This window comes from Bacillus sp. SORGH_AS_0510, assembly GCF_030818775.1.
Taxonomy (GTDB): domain Bacteria; phylum Bacillota; class Bacilli; order Bacillales; family Cytobacillaceae; genus Neobacillus.
In genome coordinates this window covers 4,641,369-4,664,542 of the sequence record NZ_JAUTAU010000001.1, presented here as the reverse complement: position 1 = coordinate 4,664,542, position 23,174 = coordinate 4,641,369, and the positions used below count along the sequence as shown (strand labels likewise).

General features: G+C 41.7%; 14 protein-coding genes and 1 pseudogene. All 15 read left to right on the top strand.

Translation table 11 applies throughout. The features are described from left to right. Positions 1-35: 35 nt before the first annotated feature. The 15 genes and pseudogenes from QE429_RS23655 to QE429_RS23585 all read left to right on the top strand — a co-directional run bounded on the left by QE429_RS23655 (position 36) and on the right by QE429_RS23585 (position 23,104). Positions 36-2,276 (top strand): alpha-galactosidase, encoded by a 2,241-nt coding sequence (locus QE429_RS23655; RefSeq protein ID WP_307290494.1) that lies wholly within the window; start codon positions 36-38, stop codon positions 2,274-2,276. 952 nt (positions 2,277-3,228) lie between these two features. Then, positions 3,229-4,410, top strand: coding sequence for a galactokinase (locus tag QE429_RS23650; protein WP_307290493.1), 1,182 nt, complete (start codon positions 3,229-3,231; stop codon positions 4,408-4,410). Further along, positions 4,411-5,400: a UDP-glucose 4-epimerase GalE gene (galE, locus tag QE429_RS23645; RefSeq protein WP_307290492.1), complete on the top strand. Its 990-nt coding sequence runs from the start codon at positions 4,411-4,413 to the stop codon at positions 5,398-5,400. A gap of 11 nt (positions 5,401-5,411) precedes the next feature. After that, on the top strand, positions 5,412-6,896 hold the full coding sequence (galT, locus tag QE429_RS23640; RefSeq protein ID WP_307290491.1) for a UDP-glucose--hexose-1-phosphate uridylyltransferase: 1,485 nt from the start codon (positions 5,412-5,414) through the stop codon (positions 6,894-6,896). An 18-nt stretch (positions 6,897-6,914) separates the two neighbouring features. Further along, positions 6,915-7,973, top strand: coding sequence for an aldose epimerase family protein (locus QE429_RS23635; protein WP_307290489.1), 1,059 nt, complete (start codon positions 6,915-6,917; stop codon positions 7,971-7,973). 3 nt (positions 7,974-7,976) lie between these two features. Then, a complete protein-coding gene (locus QE429_RS23630; RefSeq protein WP_307290488.1) occupies positions 7,977-8,969 on the top strand; it encodes a LacI family DNA-binding transcriptional regulator in 993 nt (330 codons plus the stop codon). 922 nt (positions 8,970-9,891) lie between these two features. Then, positions 9,892-10,893 carry a sugar-binding protein gene (locus QE429_RS23625; RefSeq protein WP_373463225.1) on the top strand — a complete coding sequence of 334 codons (1,002 nt, stop codon included), beginning with the start codon at positions 9,892-9,894 and terminating at the stop codon, positions 10,891-10,893. Next, the gene (locus QE429_RS23620) at positions 10,893-12,371 is read left to right on the top strand and encodes a sensor histidine kinase (protein WP_307290486.1); all 1,479 of its coding nucleotides are present in this window, start codon (positions 10,893-10,895) and stop codon (positions 12,369-12,371) included. The genes QE429_RS23625 and QE429_RS23620 overlap by 1 nt, the downstream gene beginning before the upstream one ends. Further along, positions 12,346-13,935 carry a response regulator gene (locus tag QE429_RS23615; protein WP_307290485.1) on the top strand — a complete coding sequence of 530 codons (1,590 nt, stop codon included), beginning with the start codon at positions 12,346-12,348 and terminating at the stop codon, positions 13,933-13,935. The genes QE429_RS23620 and QE429_RS23615 overlap by 26 nt, the downstream gene beginning before the upstream one ends. 402 nt (positions 13,936-14,337) lie before the next feature. Continuing rightward, positions 14,338-15,399: a galactose/glucose ABC transporter substrate-binding protein MglB gene (gene mglB / locus QE429_RS23610; RefSeq protein ID WP_307290484.1), complete on the top strand. Its 1,062-nt coding sequence runs from the start codon at positions 14,338-14,340 to the stop codon at positions 15,397-15,399. Between the two features lie 208 nt (positions 15,400-15,607). Continuing rightward, positions 15,608-17,114, top strand: a pseudogene (gene mglA / locus QE429_RS23605) (galactose/methyl galactoside ABC transporter ATP-binding protein MglA). A gap of 6 nt (positions 17,115-17,120) precedes the next feature. Continuing rightward, positions 17,121-18,149: a galactose/methyl galactoside ABC transporter permease MglC gene (gene mglC, locus QE429_RS23600; RefSeq protein ID WP_373463224.1), complete on the top strand. Its 1,029-nt coding sequence runs from the start codon at positions 17,121-17,123 to the stop codon at positions 18,147-18,149. 1,175 nt (positions 18,150-19,324) lie between these two features. After that, entirely contained in the window at positions 19,325-20,761 is a 1,437-nt protein-coding gene (locus QE429_RS23595) for a GntP family permease (RefSeq protein WP_307290481.1), read from the top strand. A gap of 37 nt (positions 20,762-20,798) precedes the next feature. Further along, on the top strand, positions 20,799-21,584 hold the full coding sequence (locus QE429_RS23590; RefSeq protein WP_307290480.1) for a 3-hydroxybutyrate dehydrogenase: 786 nt from the start codon (positions 20,799-20,801) through the stop codon (positions 21,582-21,584). Between the two features lie 98 nt (positions 21,585-21,682). Next, positions 21,683-23,104, top strand: coding sequence for a sigma-54 interaction domain-containing protein (locus QE429_RS23585; RefSeq protein WP_307290479.1), 1,422 nt, complete (start codon positions 21,683-21,685; stop codon positions 23,102-23,104). Positions 23,105-23,174: the final 70 nt, after the last annotated feature.

Genomic DNA, 23,174 nt, shown 5'->3' with positions numbered 1-23,174 from the left:
AAAACGACATCCATTTTAGAAAAAGGTGATGTTTTATGCAAATACATGTGAATTTAGAAATGCAGCAATTTCATTTAACAAATGGGCAGGTAAGCTACATTTTCCACGTGATGAAGAACGGGCATCTAGGTCATCTTTATTATGGAAAGGCCCTTCGTCATCGTTCTGATTTTTCTCATTTGCAAACATACGATGTTCCTACTCCGGCAAGTTGTCATGTTTATGCAGACGATCCAGCTTTTTGTCTGGAAACACTGCTTCAAGAATTCCCTGCCTACGGAAATTCAGATTTCCGGGAACCTGCCATCAGTTTAAAAAAACAAAATGAAAACCATGTTCCCGACTTTAAATATGAATCTTTTCGTTTGCTGGAAGGAAAGCCTCGTCTTGAGAGTCTGCCGGCAACTTATACAGATGACAATAGCGAAGCCAGCACCATCCAAATCATCTTAAAGGATGAGTTTTTACAAGCTGAGTTAATCTTAAATTATACTGTTTTCTCAGATAAACCGGTTATTACAAGAAGTGTTCTCCTGAAAAATAATGGTCAAGAGAAGTTAGCTATTGAAAGATTAATGAGTGCTTCTCTCGACCTGCCAGATAAGGATTTTCAGTTTGTTCACTTAGCCGGGGCATGGTCAAGAGAACGGCATGTTAAGGAAAGAAAACTAGAAACAGGAATTCAGTCTATTTCGAGTCTGCGCGGGGCAAGCTCCCACCATCATAATCCGTTTTTAGCATTAAAAAGGCCAGCAGCGACGGAGCATGCAGGCGAGGTATACGGATTTAATTTTATCTATAGTAGTAATTTTCTTATGCAAGTAGAAGTGGATCATTATGATACAACTAGGCTGACAGTTGGGATTCATCCATTTGGCTTCAAGTGGTCATTAAAGCCGCAGGAGTCATTTCAAACACCTGAAGTAGTGATGGTGTATTCAGATCAAGGGCTAAATGGGATGAGTCAGGCATTCCATGCTCTTTATCGTGAAAATTTAATCCCCGCTCAATGGCGAAAGCAAGAACGTCCAATATTGATTAATAACTGGGAAGCCACCTACTTTGATTTCAATGAGGAAAAGTTGGTAAACATCGCAAAATCCGCCAGTGAATTAGGAATCGAACTGTTTGTGCTGGATGATGGCTGGTTTGGAAAAAGAAATGATGATACATCCTCTCTAGGTGATTGGTTTGTCGACTTAAATAAGCTTCCTGAAGGGTTAGAAAGCTTGGCTAAGAAAATTGCTGATTCTGGCATGAAATTTGGTCTTTGGTTTGAACCTGAAATGATTAGTCCTAATAGTGAATTGTATAGAATGCACCCGGATTGGGCTGTTGGTAATAACCATCAGCAAACCCTTGGCAGGAATCAGCTTGTCCTAGATTTTTCAAGATCGGAAATTGTCGATTATCTTTATGAAAAAATGTCCGATATCATCAAACGAACGAAGCTTTCCTATATAAAATGGGATATGAATCGGAATATTACAGAAGCATTCTCTCGCAACTTAGCCTCTCAACAGCAGGGAGAGTTTTTTCACCGGTATATACTAGGAGTCTATCAATTGTATGAGCGGTTAACGAGCGAGTTTCCTCATGTATTATTTGAATCCTGTGCCGGTGGGGGTGGACGATTCGATCCGGGTATGATGTATTACGCACCTCAAGCTTGGACAAGTGATGATACGGATGCCGTTGAACGGTTGAAAATACAGTATGGAACGTCCTTAGCATATCCGCTATATAGCATGGGATCTCATGTTTCGGCGGTTCCGAATCATCAAACGTTAAGGACGACTCCTCTGCAAATGAGGGCCAATACGGCTTACTTTGGCACATTTGGCTATGAACTAAATCCGTTAAAGCTATCAGAAGAGGAGTGTTCCACCATTAAAGAGCAGGTGGCTTTTTATAAAAAACAGAGAGGTCTTATCCGCGATGGCCAGTTTTATCGCCTGCTTAGTCCTTTTACTGGAAATGAAACAGCTTGGATGGTCGTAAGCAAGGATCAGACAGAAGCATTGATTGGCTGGTACAAGGTGCTGGCGACACCAAATTCTCAGAAAAAGCAAACATTGCGACTTAGTGGATTAGATGAATCAACAACCTATAAGCTTGCCGGTAGTCATCAAACGTATTATGGCGATGAGCTTATGCACGTAGGGCTTCCGCTGCCGACTGAGTTTAATGGAGTCAATGGCCGAAGTGCAGAACGCGGAGGCGACTTTCAATCACATGTATTTTATTTAATAAAAACCGAGGAACAATTAAAGTAAGATTTGTCCTTCATCCCACAGATGAAGGACATTTTTCTTGTTATCCAACCGATTTTGTCCTTCATACACCGGATGAAGGACATTTTTCATGTTATGCACCCGAACTTTGTCCTTCATAGTCTGGATGAAGAACAATTTTCATGTAAGCCAAACAAAGAAGGCAAGAAAGTCGAAGTAGAGCTCCTACGCCTACTTTTTATCAAAAGAAGGCGAGAAAGTCGAAGTAGAAGGTTTCTACGTCTACTTTTTAATCAAAAGAAAGCAAGAAAGCCGAAGTAGACGACTCCTACGTCTACTTTTCATTTAAAAGAAGGCGAGAAAGTCGAAGTAGAAGGTTTCTACGTCTACTTTTTAATCAAAAGAAAGCAAGAAAGTCGAAGTAGAAGCTCCTACGTCTACTTTTCATATAAAAGAAAGCGAGAAAGTCGAAGTAGAAGGCTCTTATGTCTACTTTTTAATCAAAAGAAAGCAAGGAAGTCGAAGTAGAAGGCTCCTACGTCTACTTTTCACTTAAAAGAAAGCAAGAAAGTCGAAGTAGACGACTCCTACGTCTACTTTTCATTTAAAAGAATGCGAGAAAGTCGAAGTAGAAAGTTTCTACGTCTACTTTTTAATCAAAAGAAAGCAAGAAAGTCGAAGTAGAAGCTCCTACGTCTACTTTTCATTTGAATTTTGTCCTTCATAACCGAATGAAGGATTTTTTTGTTGCACAACCAAGTTTTTTCTTTCATAAACCTGATGAACATATTTTTTAAGTGTGTTTATATTCGTAAATTCCTTGTTTGCACCGTTCAAGTAAAACTGGTTGGTTAACATTCGTCTTATTTTAATAAATTTTTAGTAAAAATTTTAGTAAAAATAATTGAAGATTTTTACTGACGGGAGTAAAATGGTAATTAAGATGAAAAGGATTTCAAGATGAAATGGCAGACATAGTTGGAGGGATTCATTAATGAACGTCACATCGTTAAATAAAATATTCTTAGACTTATTTCAAGCATTACCTAGGCAGGCATTCTTTGCTCCGGGGAGGATTAACTTAATTGGTGAACACACTGATTATAATGGCGGTCATGTTTTTCCATGTGCCATCACCTATGGGACCTATGCTGTTGCAAGAAAGCGTGAGGATCAGCTTGTGCGCCTGTACTCGGTTAACTTTCCTGACAAAGGAATAATCGAATTTGATCTAAGAGAACTAGATTACGAGAAACAACATAATTGGGCGAACTACCCAAAAGGGATGATTCGCTACATCATGGAAGCGGGCTACGAGATTTCATCGGGATTTGAGTGCGCAATCAACGGGAATATTCCGAACGGAGCGGGCTTATCTTCTTCCGCATCCATCGAATTGTTAACAGGTGTTTTAGTCAATGGACTGTTCCATTTAGACATTCCTCGACTTGAATTAATCAAGCTAGGCAAGCGGGTGGAGAATGAATTTATTGGGGTAAATAGCGGAATCATGGACCAATTTGCAATCGGAATGGGCAAGGTGGATGCCGGGATTTTGCTAGATTGCCAAACCCTTCAATATGAATACGCACCGATCCAGCTTGATCAACACAAAATCATTATTATGAATACAAACAAACGCAGAGAATTGGCGGATTCGAAGTATAACGAGCGAAGAGGAGAATGTGAAGCGGCATTGGCAGAGCTTCAGACGAAACTCCCGATTGAAGCGCTCGGCCAGCTTTCAGAAGCAGACTTTGATGAAAATCAATTCTTGATCAAGAATGAAATTGTTCGCAAACGGGCGAAACATGCTGTCTATGAAAATGTCAGAACATTGAGAGCGCTCGAGGAATTAAAGGCAGGAAACCTGGCAGTATTCGGCCAGCTAATGAATCAATCGCATATTTCGTTACGTGACGACTATGAAGTGACAGGCGTGGAACTCGATAATTTAGTAGAAGCAGCGTGGAATCAGCCTGGTGTCCTTGGTGCACGTATGACCGGCGCAGGATTTGGCGGTTGCGCTATTGCGGTTGTGGCCAATGAAGAGGTGGAAAACTTTATTGCCAATGTGGGAGCGGCTTATAAGAACAAAATTGGTTATGACGCGGATTTCTATGTAGCAAGTATTGGTGACGGGGCTAAGGAAATGGAAATGGAGGCGTTAATTTAAATGAGTATTCTCGTATTAGGTGGGGCGGGTTATGTAGGTTCCCACGCTGTTTACCAGTTAAAGGATCAAGGCTTTGAAGTGGTGGTTGTCGATAACTTGCAAACCGGGCATCGAGACGCTATTCATCCCGAGGCACGCTTTTACGAAGGGGATATCCGTAACCGGGAGTTTTTACGAGCTGTTTTTGAAAAAGAAAACATCGAGGCAATTCTACATTTTGCTGCGAACTCCCTAGTTGGTGAGTCGATGACTGAGCCGTTAAAATACTTCGATAATAATGTGTTCGGAACGCAAGTAGTTCTGGAAATGATGAAGGAGTTTGGCGTAAAGTACATCGTGTTTTCCTCAACGGCTGCTGTCTATGGCGAGCAAAAGGTAGTGCCGATTACAGAAGAGGCGGCAACGATTCCAACGAATACGTATGGTGAAACTAAGCTCGCAATGGAAAAAATGATGGCTTGGTGCGAAAAGGCATTTGATCTTAAGTATGTCTCGCTTAGATATTTTAACGTGGCATCGGCTCGAAGCGATGGGCAAATTGGCGAGGATCATAATCCGGAAACGCACCTCATTCCGGTTGTATTGGAAGCAGCCTTAGGAAAAAGAGAAGCAGTGACCATTTTTGGCGATGATTATGACACAGCAGACGGGACATGTGTCCGTGACTATATTCATGTCGAAGACTTAATAGATGCGCACATACTAGCCCTCCGTTACCTGCAAAAGGGCGGGGAGAGTAATGTGTTTAATCTTGGCAGCAGCCAGGGTTTTTCAGTAAAGGAAATTGTTGAAACAGCAAAAGGGGTAACAGGAATCAATATTCCAGTCAAAATGGGTGATCGACGCTCAGGTGATCCTAGTACGTTAATTGCCTCCTCGGAAAAAGCGAAGCAAGTGCTTGGGTGGAATCCATCGAGAACCTCCATCCATGAAATCATTAAAAATGCCTGGAACTGGCATCAGCATCACCCTAATGGCTATCAAAAATAGAGGTGAAAAACATGATTGATCAACTAGTGCAACAATTAATCGACCAAGCGTTGGCCGTTCAATTAATCGACCAAGAAGACCAAATCTATGCTCGCAATCAAATTCTTTCTTTACTAGGGTTAACGGAATTTAAAGAAGTGGAGTTTGTCGAGAGAAGCAGCATGGGCATTCCTGACCTGCTTGACGAGATCGTGAACTATGCCTGTCAGCAGGATGTCATAGAGGATATTTTTGACGAAAAGGAAATATTCTCGAGTAAAATCATGAATTGCTTGATGGCCCGCCCCTCAACGGTGAACCAACTCTTCTTTGAAAAATATAAGCAGGATCCTAAGACGGCAACAGATTACTTTTATGAGCTTAGCAAGAATAGTAATTATATCCAGATGAAGCGGATAGGTAACAACATTGAGTATAAGGCAGCGACGGAATATGGTGATATAGATATTACGATCAATCTATCGAAGCCAGAAAAAGATCCGCGCAGCATCGAGCTTGAGAGAACAATGAAAAAAGCGGACTATCCAACCTGCCTGCTTTGTGTGGAAAACGAAGGATATGCTGGCAGAATCGGCCACCCGGCCCGTTCGAATCACCGGATGATTCGATTAAATCTGCTAGACAAGACCTGGTATTTACAGTATTCGCCGTATGTGTATTACAACGAGCATTGTATCGTGTTATCAGAAACACATACAGATATGAAAATCAGCAGGGATACATTTTTACGCTTATTAGCCTTTGTTGAGCAGTTTCCCCATTATTTTGTCGGCTCGAATGCAGATATCCCAATTGTCGGCGGTTCAATCTTATCGCATGATCATTACCAGGGCGGTCAGTATGAATTTGCGATGGCAAAGGCGGAAGATGATTGGACATTTAAGATGGCGGGCTTTCCACAGGTGGAGGGAGCCGTTGTTAAATGGCCGATGTCTGTTATTCGTCTGCGATCTGAGCAAATTAGTGAACTTGTAGAGGCAGGGGCGTATGTTTTAGCCAAATGGAAAAATTACATTGATGAACAGGTCGGAATTATAGCGCGAACAGACGAGACTCCACACAATACGATTACACCGATTGCGCGTAAAAAAGGTGATCGATATGAACTCGATTTAGTTCTTCGCAACAATCGGACAAACGAGGAGCATCCGATGGGAATTTTCCATCCACATGCAGATGTTCACCATATTAAAAAAGAAAACATTGGCTTGATTGAAGTCATGGGACTCGCTGTTTTACCGGCCCGATTAAAGGATGAACTAGTAGAAGTCGAACGATTTATTCTCGGTAATGGCGGCGAGGTTGCGGACTATCATCAAAGCTGGGCGGAAGAATTAAAGGCACGTTATGAAGCAGTTGCGAATGAAGACAATGTGAAATCTCTGGTGAGAGAAGAAGTAGGTAAGAAGTTTCTAAAAGCGTTAGAGGATGCAGGCGTTTTCAAACGAGATGAAGAGGGAACGGATGGATTCAAGCGATTTATCCAATCTTTATAGAGTGGTGAGTGAGAGAGAATGGAAATACTAGAAAGATGGGTCGGACAGTATCAGGATGAAATGGTCAGGGAATATTCCCTTGTGAACGATTCAGGCATGACGGTTTCATGCCTGAATTTCGGATGTGTGATCACGAAAATTTTGGTTCCTGACCGTCAAGGGAAGTTTGAGAATGTGGTGCTTGGGTTTGACGAATTCGAGGATTATTTGGATTTATCGCCCTACTTTGGTGCAGTGGTTGGCCGGGTAGCAGGGAGAATTCAAGAAGCACGCTTTGAACTGGATGGGAAGGAATACAAGCTGGCGGAAAATGAGCCGCCTAACCATTTACATGGGGGCAAAAAGGGCTTCAATTCTGTGGTATGGAACACAGAGAAAATCGTGGAAGAAAATCAGGTTGGATTAAGATTTTTCTATTTGAGCCCGGATGGTGAAGAAGGGTATCCTGGCAATTTAGAAACAACAGTGACCTATGTTCTAAACAATAAAAATGAGCTGATTATCTCCTATCATGGGAAAACTGACAAAAAGACGCTAGTCAATTTAACCAATCATTCTTATTTTAATTTAAGCGGCAACCTCAAAAAGGATTGTGCCGACCACATTCTTCGATTAGATAGCGACCGCTTTTTAGAGTTAGGGGCTGATTTGATTCCGACTGGGCGGGTGCTACCATCGCGAAATACTCCTTTTGATTTCAAGCACGGCAGAAGACTGAGTTCGGGGATTCAATCCTCTCATCCACAGAATGTCCTTGTGGGGAAAGGCTACGACCATCCGCTTGTTTTTACAATTGAGGGTGAGAATACGGTCATGCTGAGCGATGAGGAAAGTGGCCGTTCATTGCTTGTGACGACAGATCAACCATGTGTTGTTGTGTATACGTCAAACTTTTTGGAAGGACCTTATTCCATATCGGGTGTCCGAGCAAGAAACTATTTGGGTGTTTGTCTGGAAACTCAAGGATTTCCTGATGCCGTTCATCAGCCTGAATTTCCAACTGTCATCTTGGACCCAGAAGATTTATACTATTCTACAACGAAGTATCGTTTTTTTTCTAAAACAGTAGGAGTTTGATTTATGGCAACTATTAAAGACATTGCACAAATGGCGGGGGTTTCGATTGCTACCGTGTCACGAGTGTTGAATTATGACACCTCGCTTTCAGTCAGCGATGAAACAAAAAAGCGGATTTTTGAAGTAGCAGAGGAACTTTCCTATAAAAAGAAGTCCGTGCGAAAGCAGGAGTCAGGAAAGATTGCGCTTCTGCAATGGTATACGGAAAAAGAGGAACTAGAGGATTTATATTATATGTCCATTCGTCTTGGCGTCGAAAATCGCTGCCGACATCACGGGATTCAGGTAGAAAAGTACTTTCAGGATAATCTAGCAGATTTAAAGGAAGATGACGAGATTCAAGGGCTGATTGCGATTGGAAAATTTAGCAGTAAGCAAGTGAGTGAATTGGAAAAGCGAACAAAGAACCTCGTGTTTGTGGATACCTCTCCAGATGAGGAACGGTTTGATTCCGTTGTGATTGATTTTGAAAAGGCAACGAAGAAAGTGCTGGATCATTTCATTGAAAAAGGGCATACGAACATTGGCTATATTGGCGGCAAAGAGGTGTTTAAGGACAAAACCTCTGCGATAGAGGATGCAAGGGAAAAGACATTTAAGCAATACTTGGGAGAAAAGGGATTGTTAAATGAAGCGTTCATGTACAATGGCTCTTTTTCCGTGGATGATGGCAGTAGGCTGATGAAACAAGCGATTAAGGACCATGGAGACCAGCTGCCAACGGCCTTTTTTGCGGGGAATGATTCGATTGCTGTCGGCGCATTGCGTGCATTGCTAGAGGAAGGAATCGCTGTCCCGGAGCGAGTGAACATTATTGGGATTAACGATATCAGCATTTCGAAATATGTGTTTCCGTCATTAAGCACGGTAAAGGTCTACACGGAGCACATGGGTGAAACCGCCGTAGATACCTTGCTTGAAAGAATCGAAGGTAGAAAAATCGCTAAGAAAATCTACATCACAACCCAGCTTGTCCTAAGGAACAGCAGCTTCTAATTTAGACTCACCAAACTAGTGGTGGGTTTTTTGTTTTTATATCGAGGTTTATTGGGGACTGATGGCCGGAAGCCGTCTGGCATACGGGTAGATTGAGATCATAATAGAAAAGACTAGTCCGAGTTGGGGCAACTTCTGACAGAGTCAGAGGAAAACCCGTCTCCATAGTCAGAAGGTAAGCGAACTTCTGACAGAGTGGAAGGAAAAATGAGCAACATAGTCAGAAGATAAGGGAACTTCTGGCAGAGTGGAGGGAAAAGCCAGCAACATAGTCAGAAGGCAAGCAAACTTCTGACAGAGTCAGAGGAAAAGCCAGCAACATAGTCAGAAGGCAAGGCACTTCTGACAGAGTGGAAGGAAAAACGAGCAACATAGTCAGAAGGCAAGCAAACTTCTGACAGAGTCAGAGGAAAAGTGAGAAACATAGTCAGAAGGTAAGGGAACTTCTGACAGAGTGGAAGGAAAAGTGAGCAAAACTGTCAGAAGGTAAGCGAACTTCTGACAGAGTGGAAGGAAAAGCGAGCAACATAGTCAGAAGGTAAGGGAACTTCTGACAGAGTGGAAGGAAAAGCGAGCAACATAGTCAGAAGGCAAGCGAACTTCTGACAGAGTGGAAGGAAAAACGAGCAACATAGTCAGAAGGCAAGCAAACTTCTGACAGAGTCAGAGGAAAACCCAACAACATAGTCAGAAGGCAAGAAAACTTCTGACAGAGTCAGAGGAAAAGCGAGCAACATAGTCAAAAGACAAGGAAACTTCGGACAACCCAAGCGGAATAAAACAAAAAGTAGTCCGAATTACTAGAGTGTCTTTCTGTGGTGCCTGACACCATAGAAGGACACCATATTCTTTCCATTGTCGGTTTTTGGAATGTTCCGTATAATAGCGTTAGTTAGAGTGGCGTCGAGAGTGGGGAGATAGGTTGAGCAGGTTATCCTTGGCAGCGTATACATTTGGTGTTTTATTATTTATTGTGAGTTGCACTTTGTCGGTTTTTTATGGATATAAGGTGGTTACCCATCATTTGCCCGTCGAGAAAAAGGTACATGAACCTTATAAATATCACTTTGTCCTTGTTCCGGAAGAGCTAGATAACGAGTATTGGAGACTTGTTGAAAGCGGAGCAAAGGACGCCGCCAAAAAATATGGTGTGCTACTGGAATACACGGGGCCGAAACAGACAAATATTGACGACCATTTAAAGACCATTGAAATGGCAGCTGCATCTAAAGTGGATGGTATTTTAACACAAGGGTTAATTGATGAACAATTTACGCCGTTAATAAATCGGGTTATAGCTGATGGAACACCAGTTATTACGGTGGATACAGATGCCCCAAATAGTCTGCGATTAGCCTATATTGGGACAGACAATTATTACTCAGGATACTTGGCTGGAAAAGCATTAATAACCGACACAAACGGTAAAGCCAATGTAGCTATTATTACCGGGAACTTTTTTGCAAACCATCAGCAATTGCGCGTGAAGGGTTTCCAGGACGCGGTAAAAGAAGAACCTGGAATCCATATCGTCGACATCCAGCAATCCGAAATCAGTACGGTAAAAGCGGCAGAAAAGGCCAATCAACTTCTAAAAGATCATCCCGAAATCAATGCCTTTTATGGGACCAGTGCTCTTGATGGAATCGGAATTGCACAGGTCATTGAGAAATATAAAAAACAAAGAGAAGTGTACGTGATTGGATTTGATACACTGCCCGAAACCCTAGATTATATTCGAAGAGGAACAATCAAGGCGACCGTTGTACAACAACCCTATGAAATGGGATACAGAGCAGTGAAAATGATGATTGACATAATCGAAGGTAAAACAGTCTCTCAGGTTGTTCATACAGAAACAAGAGTTATGAGAATCGGTGATTTACCCGTAAGCGGTATGCGCAACAAGGAGGACAACAACTAATGCTATTTCGAATTCGGTCCAAATTGCTTCTTTATTTCATCGTATTGGTCGTTTTGCTTTCTTCAGTCGGCTTCTTTTTTTATAAAAGCAGCGAAAATCTCGTCGTAGAATACGATGATAGCTTTGAACGTTTTCTTCTTCTCAATGATATCTCCAAAAGGACCAACTTAGTGACGGAAAAACTGCATGCGTATATTTTAGATAAGGAAGCTGTCTATTTAAAAGACTATCAGAGAGAAAAGACCAAGCTCCTCAAGGATCAAAGCAGCCTGTATGAAGAACTAGACACAAATGATATCAAGCTTATTAACTATAAAAATATGATCGATAGTTTTTTGGAAGAAAGTGATGCGACGATTATGGCCTTCCAAAAAGAAGATATTAACCAATACTCCTATCATTTTAACGAAGTCATGAAAATTGCTTCCTTTTTGCAAGAAAGTACACTGGGTTTGCTAAACAATAAGCTGACTGATTATCAACAATTCTATAATCAGATGGAGAGGCAAAATCATTATTATAAATTAATGTCCATCTCTCTTTTCGCCGCAGCCTTTTTCCTAAGCACCTTGTTAGCATTATGGATTTCGGGCGGTATTACAAAACCGATTCGTTTGTTATCGCAAGCGGCTAAACAAATCTCAAAAGGCAACCTGTCCGGAGAAGATATTAAAATCACCACAAAGGATGAGTTGAAGCCGTTAACTGAAACGTTCAACCAGATGCGGACAAACCTCAGACAATTAGTCACTGAAATTAAACAAAAAGGCGAATTGGATAAGTTGTTAAAAGAGTTAGAGTTAAGGAGTCTTCAAAACCAAATCAATCCTCACTTCTTATTCAATACTTTGAATACGGTTTCAAAGATGGCCTATTTAGAGGAGGCTGAGCATACTTCGCGGTTGATAGAGGCTGTGGCTGCTATACTTCGCTATAACTTAAGTGATTTCGATAAAGCTTCGACCCTAAGGGATGAAGTACGAATTGTTAAAGAGTACTTTTATATTCAACAGACAAGATTTGGTGAACGGATTCAGTTTGTCACAGAGATTGATGAAGCGTGCTTAGATACGGAGATTCCAAGCTTAATCCTCCAGCCAATCATCGAAAATGCCTTTATCCACGGTGTAGAGGCTTATGAAGCAAATGGCCAAATTCGCCTACATATTTATCGTCACCAGGATCAAGTTCACGTCGAGGTAATTGATAATGGAGATGGGATGGACGAAACCGTCAAAAAAAGATTGCTCCAATATGTGGATGGGGCTGCGGGTGCCGAAGAACCACCTGAAAAGTCAAAAGAGCATTCAAATGGAATTGGTGTGAAAAACGTCATAAGAAGACTGCAACTTTTTTACCAGAGAAATGACGTGGTTGAAATTGAATCAGAGCTAATGAAGGGGACTAATTTTAGACTGACCATTCCTATTGCGGCAAAAGGGGGAAGCGAGCTTGTTGAACATTCTTATAGTGGATGATGAAGTCATTGAGCGCAAGGCCTTAACGAAAATCATTAACGGTTCTTTGAAGGACGTCACAGTGATTGGGGAGGCTCCCAATGGCAGGAAGGCGATAGAAATGGCGAACGAGCATCGGCCAGATATTATTTTTATGGATATAAAAATGCCTGGTGTAGATGGCGTTCAAGCGGTGAAAGAGATTAGAAAAATGGACCCTGGGATTCGCTTTATCATGGTTTCTGCCTTTAATACCTTTGAATATGCCAAAGAAGTGATGCAGCAGGGTGTGAAAGAATACATTCTAAAACCAAGCAGTAAACAAGATATTTTGGAAGCAGTGGAACGGGTCTCTAGTGAAATCTTAGAGGAACGAAAACAGAAAGAAGAACAGCAGAGCTTAAGAGACAACCTGGAGCGTGCCGTATCCATCGCGCAAAAAGAGTGGGTTTCCTCTTTATTAGTGAATTCTGTTCAAGATATTACGTTTGATGAATGGGGTCAATTATTAGGGGTGGAGATTACTTCAGGATATATTATGCTTCTCTCCCTGCAGCCTACGGGACATGCCGAATTATCAGCCAGCGACAAACAGAATTGGTATCAGTGGCTAAAAGAGATTCAGAAAGTAGTAGTAATAAATGAAGAAATGATAATTGGGCCCCTTACAGATTCCCAAGTGCCCGTTTTATTTTTATGTAAAAAGACAGCTGAGAAAACGAACTTTAAAGCGAGTGCACAGGCGATTATTGAAAAGTTGTATAGTCTTTTTCAAAAAGAATCTTTTCCTGCAGTGCTGCGAATTGGGGTGGGTCTTCTCTACAATCAAGCACATGAGCTAAATCAATCCTATCATGAAGCCGTATTAGCTCTAAAGCAATTGTTAAAAACACCGAATCGCAAATACATCATTGGTGTTAAGCAAGGGGCATCTCCGGAATCCGTGGAATCTGGTGTGCTTGAGGTGGAGAAAAAATTGCTAGAGGCGGTTCGTCAGGGGGATGTGAATCAGGTTTTATACATATTTGATACATTCGTAGCCAAGCATGCTGACAATAAAAACGTGAAGACAGAACTAGTGAAAAAGTCCTTCGAGGAGTTGTTTATTCTCATCTCACGTATGCTTCATGATTTAGGAATCGACTATGAACGAACTCCTGCAATCGACGAGGCGGAGGATAGTAGGGTGATTTTTGAAAAAGGGAAAGCCCATTTATTAGCTGTCGTCCATCAAGTTCAGGTCTGGAGAAATAATCATGCAAAAGGCATGTTGCATAAGGCAAAGGAATATATTGAACAGCATTACGCCAATTCTATTACATTAGAATCAGTGGCTGAATTTGTGGAACTAAGCCCGTACTATTTAAGCAAGTTATTTAAAGATCGTTTTGGAATGACGTTTATTGATTATCTGACAGAAATAAGAATCCAGCACGCGAAAACGGCGATTGTTGATCATGGAAAAAGCTTAAAAGAAATTTGCTACTCCGTCGGCTACAAAGACCCGAATTACTTCAGCCGTGTTTTCAAAAAGCAAACCGGCTTATCGCCATCAGAATTCCGGAAAGCAACGGTTAGTCTATAAAATCTCAATGAAAGGCCGACTCCAAAAGCAAAGGAGCCGGCCTTTCATTTTTTTTACATTATAAGAAAGTATGAAATTCGACTTCGAGAATTGTCCAGCTCCAGCGCCTAGCCCCTCGGGTCAAATAACCTTCGGCAATAAAAGTCAAAAGGCGGACTTTTCTTACCGAAGAACATTTGCCTGTCGGGGCTGACCAAGACGCTTACGCTTTTCTAAAAAGAATAGGATTTTATTATCAGATAATTGCAATCGTTTGCAAAAATGTCTAGGTATTCACAAAATTGTGCTATAGATTGGAACTATTGCCGTGATTATCCTGATGCTAACATATGTGTAAGGGCTTACACGTAGGCTAGTTAAGCACCGTTAGTCTTTATCAAAAGGAAAAAGGAGAATGATCACATGCTTAAGAAGAAAAAAGGGTTGGTTCTATCTTTAACAGTTGCATCTAGTATTCTATTAGCCGCAGGCTGCAGTAGCTCAACAAGCGGTTCTGATTCTGGCAAAGGTAAGGACGGCGGTCTACCAGCTGTTGGTGCAACCATCTACAAATTTGATGACAACTTCATGTCCTATGTACGTCGTGCAATGGAAGATTCAGCTAAAGGTAAAGTAAAACTTATGCTAAATGACTCACAAAACGACCAGGCAAAACAAATTGAGCAAGTAGATACATTGATTGCAAAGGGTGCAAAATCTCTAGCTATCAACCTAGTAGATCCAAAAGCAGCTCAAACCATCATTGATAAAGCAAAACCAAAGAATATTCCAGTTATCTTTTTTAACAAAGAGCCAGATGCAAGTGTACTAGCAGGCTACGATAAAGCTTACTATGTAGGAACAACTTCATCTGAATCAGGTGTTATCCAAGGTGAATTGATTGCTAAGGCTTGGGAAGCAAATAAGGATAAGTGGGACAAAAATAAAGACGGCAAAATCCAATACGTTCTATTAAAAGGTGAGCCAGGACATCCAGATGCAGAAGCACGTACAAAGTATGCAATTGATACTGTAAAAGAAAAAGGCATCCAAGTAGAAGAGTTAGCCATGGACACAGCTATGTGGGATGCAACTAAAGCTACTGAAAAAATGGATGCTTGGTTAGCGAAATACAATGACAAAATTGAATTCGTGATCGCTAACAACGATGGTATGGCATTAGGTGCCATTGCCTCTCTTGAAAAGGGCGGATATTTCTCCGGCGACAAGTTCATGCCAGTTGTAGGTGTTGACGCGATTCCTGAAGCATTAGAAATGATTGAAAAAGGCAAGATGGTTGGTACTGTGTTAAATGACGCGAAAAACCAAGGTAAAGCAACCATTGAACTTGCTACAAATGCAGCAAAAGGTAAGGACGTATTAGACGGAACAGAATGGAAGCTTGACGACAAGAAAGCAGTTCGTGTTCCTTACGTGGAAGTAACAAAAGACAACATCCAAGTTGGTAAAGACGCATACAAATAAGAATTAGTCGAAGCGCCTGTCCAGGGCTGATGAAGGTCAGCCCCTGGCGCTCTTCGAACGAAGGAAAGGAATCTTCTTTTCTTTCGTTCGGGGTATTGCCGCATTGATTGGAGCGGGACACCGTAAGATTTGTAGTTTTTATCAAAAACAGGGACGCACAACGCAGGTGCTTCTCTTATTTTTAAATAGTTAGTAAGGAGGTTCGGTCATGTCAGAATCCAGTACTACCAATCTACTAGAAATGCTTAATATCACAAAAAGATTCCCTGGGGTACTTGCATTGGACAACGTTTCCCTGAAAGTGAAGCCTGGTTCCGTACATGCCTTAATGGGCGAAAATGGTGCAGGAAAATCCACATTAATGAAATGCCTATTCGGTATTTATTCAATGGATGAAGGCAAAATTCTATTTGATGGAAAAGAAGTTTCCTTTGCTAATTCTAAGCAGGCACTTGAAAACGGCGTTTCCATGGTGCATCAAGAACTAAACCAGGTACGCCAACAAAATGTCATGGATAATCTATGGCTGGGGCGTTATCCGAAAAAAGGCATTTTCGTTGATGAGAAGAAAATGTACGAGGATACCGCAGCTATTTTCAAGAGTTTGGATATCAACATCGACCCACGCAGCAAGGTGAGTACGTTATCCGTTTCGGAAATGCAAATGGTGGAAATTGCAAAAGCTGTTTCTTATCATTCAAAAATCATCGTAATGGACGAACCGACTTCATCCCTAACCGAAACAGAGGTTAATCATCTGTTTAGAATTATCCGGAAGCTCCAAAGTGAGAATGTGGCAATCATCTATATCTCTCACAAAATGGAGGAAATCCTGAAAATCTCTGATGAAGTGACGATCATGCGTGACGGTCAGTATATTGCGACAAAGAGCGCGAAAGATTTAACAACGGACGAAATCATCAAGCTGATGGTTGGCCGAGACCTATCACAGCGTTTCCCGGCTAAAGTGAACGAACCAGGAGAAAAGATATTAAAGGTTTCTGATTTCACTGCGGAAACACAGCCATCTTTTTCAAATATTAACTTCGAACTTCGAAAAGGCGAAATCTTAGGGATTGCTGGATTAGTAGGTTCAAAGCGGACAGAGGTAGTTGAAGCCCTGTTTGGCATTCGCGGGATCTCATCTGGGACGATAGAGTTACATGGAAAGGTAATTAAAAATCATTCACCGCAGCACGCAATCAAAAACGGCTTTGCACTCGTAACGGAAGAAAGAAGATCAACAGGAATTTTCCCAGAATTAAGTATTAGCTTTAACTCGATCATTTCTAACATGAAACAATATAAAACAAAAAGCGGGTTCCCTGTCTGATAAGAAGGTAGAACACGATACCCAATGGGTCATTGATTCCATGAAGGTAAAAACCCCTTCACAAAAAACGGCCATTGGCAGTCTTTCAGGGGGTAACCAGCAAAAGGTTATTATCGGGCGCTGGCTTTTAACCAAGCCTGATATTTTATTACTGGATGAACCGACACGAGGAATCGATGTAGGGGCTAAGTTTGAAATCTACCAGTTAATTAATGAATTAGCGGCAGAAGGTAAAGGAATTATTATGATTTCTTCTGAAATGCCAGAGCTTTTAGGGGTAACCGACCGAATTTTGGTCATGAGTAATGGGAAAGCAGCGGGAATCGTTGAAACAGCAAAAACATCGCAAGAAGAAATCATGCGATTAGCAGCTTTGTATTAGGAGGAGATGCAAATGAAAAATTCAGCTACACAAAAAGGCAGTATAACTAAACTGCTCTTTGATAATGTGATTTATGTCTTTTTAATCCTACTCGTTATTGGAATCGTAATCGCTTCTCCTGACTTTCTTTCAGTTACAAACTTAATCAATATTTTAAGTCAATCCTCGTCCCGTATCATCATTGCACTAGGGATGGCAGGAATCCTGATTACTGCCGGCACGGACTTATCTGCTGGACGGATGGTCGGACTGGCAGCGGTTATCTCTGCTTCCATGCTGCAAGCAGGCGATTATGCATATAGAATGTATCCAAATTTACCAGAGTTACCGTTAATTGTTCCTATTTTAATTGCCATGGTAGCAACTGGTTTAATCGCTACACTAAATGGTGTAATTGTTGCGAAATTGCATGTTCCGCCATTCATTGCCACTTTAGGGATGATGATTGGGGTTTATGGGATCACTTCTATTTATTTTGACCGTCCTCCATATGGCGCACAGCCAATCGGTGGGTTAAGCGAAAAGTTTACAACCTTTGCTCAACGCGGTATTCCAGTTGGTTCTTATGAAATTCCGTACCTTGTTCTTTATGCCATTATTGCTACTGTTGTTATATGGGTTATTTGGAATAAGACGCAACTAGGAAAAAATATGTATGCAATCGGGGGCAACCCAGAAGCAGCCAAGGTTTCCGGAGTTAACGTTGCCAGAAATCTAATTATCATCTACATGATCGCAGGTCTTTTATACGGATTCTCAGGTACGCTTGAGGCAGGCCGTGTAGGTAGTGCGACAAACAATACAGGTAACATGTACGAACTAGATGCCATCGCAGCCTGTGTAGTCGGTGGGGTATCTTTATCAGGTGGAATTGGAACGGTACCAGGCGTAGTGACAGGTGTGCTTATATTCCAAATCATCAACTACGGTCTAGCTTTCCTTGGGGTAAGCCCATACATCCAATTCATCGTGAAAGGCCTAATCATCGTCGTAGCAGTTGCCTTTGACATGAGAAAACACGCGAAGAAGAAATAAGAGAGATTTTTAGGGCAGTCCAGTTGTTGGGCTGCTCTTTTTGTGGGGGCATCTTTTGGTGTCAGGCACCACTCGTGGAAAGGTGTCCATGGGCGGTGCCTGACACCTTTTTGCTAGGGAGCGCGACTAGTGCCCGTTTAAGAGGAAGAGAGTGTTGAATGGGAACTAGTCGAGTGGACCAGTTCCCGAGCAGGGTGAAAAGAGTGATGGATGGTAACTAGTCGAGGGGACTAGTTCCCGAGCAGGGTGAAAAGAGTGATGGATGGTAACTAGTCGAGGGGACTAGTGCCCGAGCAGGGTGAAAAGAGTGCTGAATGGGAACTAGTCGAGTGGACCAGTTCCCGAGCAGGGTGAAAAGAGTGATGGATGGTAACTAGTCGAGGGGACTAATGCCCGTGCAGGGTGAAAAGAGTGATGAATGGTAACTAGTCGAGGGGACTAGTGCCCGAGCAGGGTGAAAAGAGTGATGAATGGTAACTAGTCGAGGGGACTAGTGCCCGTGCAGGGTGAAAAGAGTGAGGAATGGTAACTAGTCGAGGGGACTAGTGCCCGTGCAGGGTGAAAAGAGTGAGGAATGGTAACTAGTCGAGGGGACTAGAGCCCGAGCAGAGTGAAAAGAGTGAGGAATGGTAACTAGTCAAGTGACTATTGACCGTACAGGAAGAAAAAAGGGTGGAACGGTAACGAATCATAATGACTAACGCTTGTGGAAATAAAGGAAAAAAGCGATTCGCTGATAAATGTCCCCGATTCGCTGATAAACTCGCAAATTCGCTGATATATTTATATATTCGCTGATAAGTATACAAAAATCGCTGATAACGGGGATTTGATCCACTAGTAATTCATAAATTCGGTAAATATAAGTGATTTTTATAATAATTGTTAAAAAAGAACCCGATTTAACGGACGAAATTCCGGAGAAACGGAAAATTCCGCTTTTCTGGAAATTAAATCTAGTAAATTTTCCGCAATTACGGAAAGTAGTATGAAAGAATAAGTGTGTTTATTTTATTACTAACGTGAAAAAGTATGTAACCACGAGTTTAGAGTAAATTATTTAAAAATTTATAATTTTGGCACAAGAATTGCAAGTATATAAGCAAGCTTCAAATTGAAAACGCTTACCTGGTGAGGAGCAGAAGCTTATTCAAATTATCCAAAGGGGGATTATCATGCAATTATTTATTATTCTTTTGTCGCTTGGGCTATTGATGTTCGTAGCGTACCGTGGTTTCTCAGTTATTTTATTTGCACCACTTTGCGCCCTTTTAGCCGTATTACTTGTTGACCCAAGTCATGTTTTACCGTTTTTCTCCGGTGTATTTATGGAAAAAATGGTCGGATTCATTAAATCTTATTTTCCTGTCTTTTTACTAGGAGCAATTTTTGGAAAAGTTGTTGAAATGTCAGGTATTGCTGAATCAATTGCTAAAACAATTGTCCGTTGGGTTGGTGCCAAACGTGCGATGCTCACTATCATTTTACTAGGTGCAATTTTAACCTATAGCGGCGTAAGCTTATTCGTAGCCGTATTTGCTATCTATCCATTTGCTGCTCAAATGTTTAGAGAAGCAAATATCCCAAAACGTTTAATCCCTGGAACCATCGCTCTCGGTGCTTTTACCTTCACGATGGACGCATTACCAGGTACACCACAAATCCAAAACGTTATCCCAATTAACTTTTTCAAAACAGATATCTACGCAGCACCAACACTTGGTATTATCGGAGCTATCTTCGTCTTAGGTCTAGGACTTCTCTATCTTGAAACAAGAAGGAAAAAGGCAGAAAAAGCGGGCGAGGGCTACTATGGCTTCGGTGCAGAGAATGCATCCGCTTTGGAGTTGGCAAAAGCAGAGGAAAAAGAAGCGGTGCCAGATTTAACTTCACAACAATCTGTTCTACGACAAATCATGGCGTTTGTGCCTCTTGTGCTTGTAGGAGTGACAAATAAATTGTTCATTACCTATATTCCTAAATGGTATCCGAATGGGTTTGACTTTTCTGCTATCGGCTTAAAAGCATATACGGTCGATGTACCAGCAGTAGCGGCAATTTGGGCAGTTGAGCTGGCATTAGTTGTCGGGATCGTCACATCCCTTGCGTTTGATTGGAAACGTGTAACCGTGAACTTTAAAGAAGGTTTAAACCTAAGTATTGCTGGTGCGTTACTTGCGACCATGAATACAGGTGCAGAATACGGTTTTGGTGGCGTTATTTCTTCTCTTCCAGGGTTTACAAAAATCAGTGATGCGATTTCAAGTACATTTACAAATCCGCTTGTTAATGGTGCTGTCACTACGAGTTCCCTTGCTGGTATTACTGGATCGGCATCTGGGGGAATGGGAATTGCGCTTGGTGCGATGGCGGATAAGTACAATCAGGCGATTGCTGCTGCAAATATTCCTCCAGAAGTCATGCACCGTGTGGTAGCGATGGCATCCGGTGGTATGGATACACTGCCGCATAATGGAGCCGTTATTACCCTGTTAGCTGTTACAGGTTTGACGCATAAGCAGTCCTACCGTGACATCTTCGCAGTAACCGTCATTAAGACAGTAGCGGTATTCTTTGTTATCGCGATCTACTCTATGTTTAACATCATTTAATGAGTCATTATTGAATAGCTTTTAAGGAGGATCTCGTATGAGACAGTCATTAGAAGGAAAAACAGCATTTATTACTGGATCTGCAAGTGGAATTGGGTTAGAAATCGCAAAAACTTTTGTACAAGAAGGCGCAAAAGTCGTTATTTCCGATTTAAACGCGGTCAAGAGCGAAGAAGTAGCTTCTGAGTTAAGGGAGCAAGGTTTTGAAGCACTAGCTGCTCCATGTGATGTAACGGATGAAGAAGCTTTTAAAAATAGCCTGGAGCTTGCTTACCAGACATTTGGCAGTATCGATATTTTAGTGAATAATGCTGGAATGCAGTATGTGTCTCCTATTGAGGAGTTTCCGACTGAAAAGTTCGAGTTACTTGTCAAAATCATGTTAACCGCACCGTTTATCGGCATCAAGCATGTGTTTCCACTCATGAAAAAACAAGGCTTTGGCAGAGTCATCAATATGGCTTCCATTAATGGCGTGATCGGCTTTGCTGGGAAAGCAGCTTATAACAGTGCCAAGCACGGGGTCATTGGTTTAACGAAGGTAGCGGCATTAGAGGGAGCAGCGGATGGAATAACTGTCAATGCTTTATGTCCTGGTTACGTCGATACTCCGCTCGTGAGAAACCAATTGGGGGATTTGGCGAAAACCCGAAATGTAAGCTTAGATCGTGTCCTTGAGGAAGTAATTTATCCGCTTGTTCCACAGAGAAGGCTATTATCTGTTTCGGAAATTGCGGATTATGCGGTCTTTTTAGCAAGTGATAAAGGAAGAGGCATTACCGGCCAGGCCGTCATCCTGGATGGCGGATATACCGCTCAATAATGAAGAGGGGTCAGGCACCACTTTTAAGTGGGGTCTGACCCCTTTGTCAGTATATTTGGTATAATTAATATATCTAGTGTGGTAAGGGTGGGAAAAGAATGTACCGAGGATTTGAGAATATCCCCTATAATTGGCATGAGCAAATTATTAATCTATTAGCAGAACGAATTGTAGTGGTTGATCGAGAGGGTATTATTCTTTATATCAATGAGGCTTATTGCAATTTTTTGGGAACGACGGTGGAGGATGCTCTTAACCGGCCAGTGGAAGAGGTCATTGAAAATACCCGCATGCATATCGTTGCAAAAACAGGTCAAAAAGAGCTTGCTTCACTGCACCCCATCAATGGTAGTGAAATGATTGCTAACCGGTACCCTTTGATTGTGGATGGGGAGAGGGTTGGCGCTTTAGGAACCGTCATGTTTCGAACGCCAGAAGAATGGCGGATGTATAAAACGAAAATACAAAGACTTGTAGAAGAGCTAAAATATTATAAAACAAAAGTTGAAAAAGAATTGAAAAGTAAGTATCAATTTACCGATTTAATTGGAAATAGCCCTGCCTTTTTAGCAGCAAAGAAACTGGCAGAGAGAATTTCCGAGAGCCACTCATCGGTTTTGTTAATAGGAGAATCCGGGACGGGTAAAGAGTTATTTGCCCACGCTATACATAATAATAGTACGCGAGAATCAATGCCATTTGTGGCCATCAACTGCGCTTCTATTCCTGAACATTTACTAGAATCAGAGCTGTTTGGGTATGAAGAGGGGGCCTTTACAGGCGCGAAAAAAGGGGGCAAGAAAGGACAGTTTGAAATAGCAAACAATGGTACCCTTTTTCTAGATGAAATTGGGGACATGCCACTTGCGATGCAAAGCAAACTTTTGCGGGTGCTGCAGGAAAAAGAAATACAACGGGTTGGCGGTCAAAAATCGATTCCTGTTGATGTGAGAATCATTGCTGCGACTCATCGCAATTTAGAAAAGCTGGTAGAGGAAGGAAAGTTCCGTCAGGATTTATACTACCGATTATATGTCATAAAAATAGAAATCCCCCCTCTAAGAAAAAGAAGAGAGGATATTCCGCACATCTCCAGCAATTTATTAAAAAAGCTGGAGAAGAAATTTTACCGCAAAGGGATAGAGCTTTCCCTAGAGGTAAAAGAAAGACTCATGCAGCATTCTTGGCCGGGTAACATTCGCGAACTCGAGAATGTTCTCGAACGAACGATCAATGTCCTTGATGGAAAAACCATTGAGGTTGTTCATTTGCCATTATATTTACGTGATTTAGAGCCGGAAAGTACCTCTAAGAATGATTCCCCAACGGTCAGCATCGAGCCAATGGAATTCAATTCGGCACCGATTGTCCCTTTAAAAGAAGTATTGGCACTGGCCGAAAGAAAAGCTATTCTAAAAGCGTTGGACGTTACTAATGGAAATAAACAAGAAGCTGCCAAGCTCCTGAAAATAGGAAAAACAAGCTTTTATGAAAAATGTAAAATCTATGAGATTAAGTAATTGGGTGTCAGGCACCGCTCGTGGACAAATGTCCATGGACGGTGCCTGACACCTTTTTTTGGGTCGTTGG

Coding starts and splice junctions, on each gene's coding strand:
- QE429_RS23655 (WP_307290494.1), top strand. CDS start 36: ATGCAAATACATGTGAATTTAGAAATGCAGCAATTTCATTTAACAAAT.
- QE429_RS23650 (WP_307290493.1), top strand. CDS start 3,229: ATGAACGTCACATCGTTAAATAAAATATTCTTAGACTTATTTCAAGCA.
- galE (WP_307290492.1), top strand. CDS start 4,411: ATGAGTATTCTCGTATTAGGTGGGGCGGGTTATGTAGGTTCCCACGCT.
- galT (WP_307290491.1), top strand. CDS start 5,412: ATGATTGATCAACTAGTGCAACAATTAATCGACCAAGCGTTGGCCGTT.
- QE429_RS23635 (WP_307290489.1), top strand. CDS start 6,915: ATGGAAATACTAGAAAGATGGGTCGGACAGTATCAGGATGAAATGGTC.
- QE429_RS23630 (WP_307290488.1), top strand. CDS start 7,977: ATGGCAACTATTAAAGACATTGCACAAATGGCGGGGGTTTCGATTGCT.
- QE429_RS23620 (WP_307290486.1), top strand. CDS start 10,893: ATGCTATTTCGAATTCGGTCCAAATTGCTTCTTTATTTCATCGTATTG.
- mglB (WP_307290484.1), top strand. CDS start 14,338: ATGCTTAAGAAGAAAAAAGGGTTGGTTCTATCTTTAACAGTTGCATCT.
- mglC (WP_373463224.1), top strand. CDS start 17,121: ATGCAAATGAAAAATTCAGCTACACAAAAAGGCAGTATAACTAAACTG.
- QE429_RS23595 (WP_307290481.1), top strand. CDS start 19,325: ATGCAATTATTTATTATTCTTTTGTCGCTTGGGCTATTGATGTTCGTA.
- QE429_RS23590 (WP_307290480.1), top strand. CDS start 20,799: ATGAGACAGTCATTAGAAGGAAAAACAGCATTTATTACTGGATCTGCA.
- QE429_RS23585 (WP_307290479.1), top strand. CDS start 21,683: ATGTACCGAGGATTTGAGAATATCCCCTATAATTGGCATGAGCAAATT.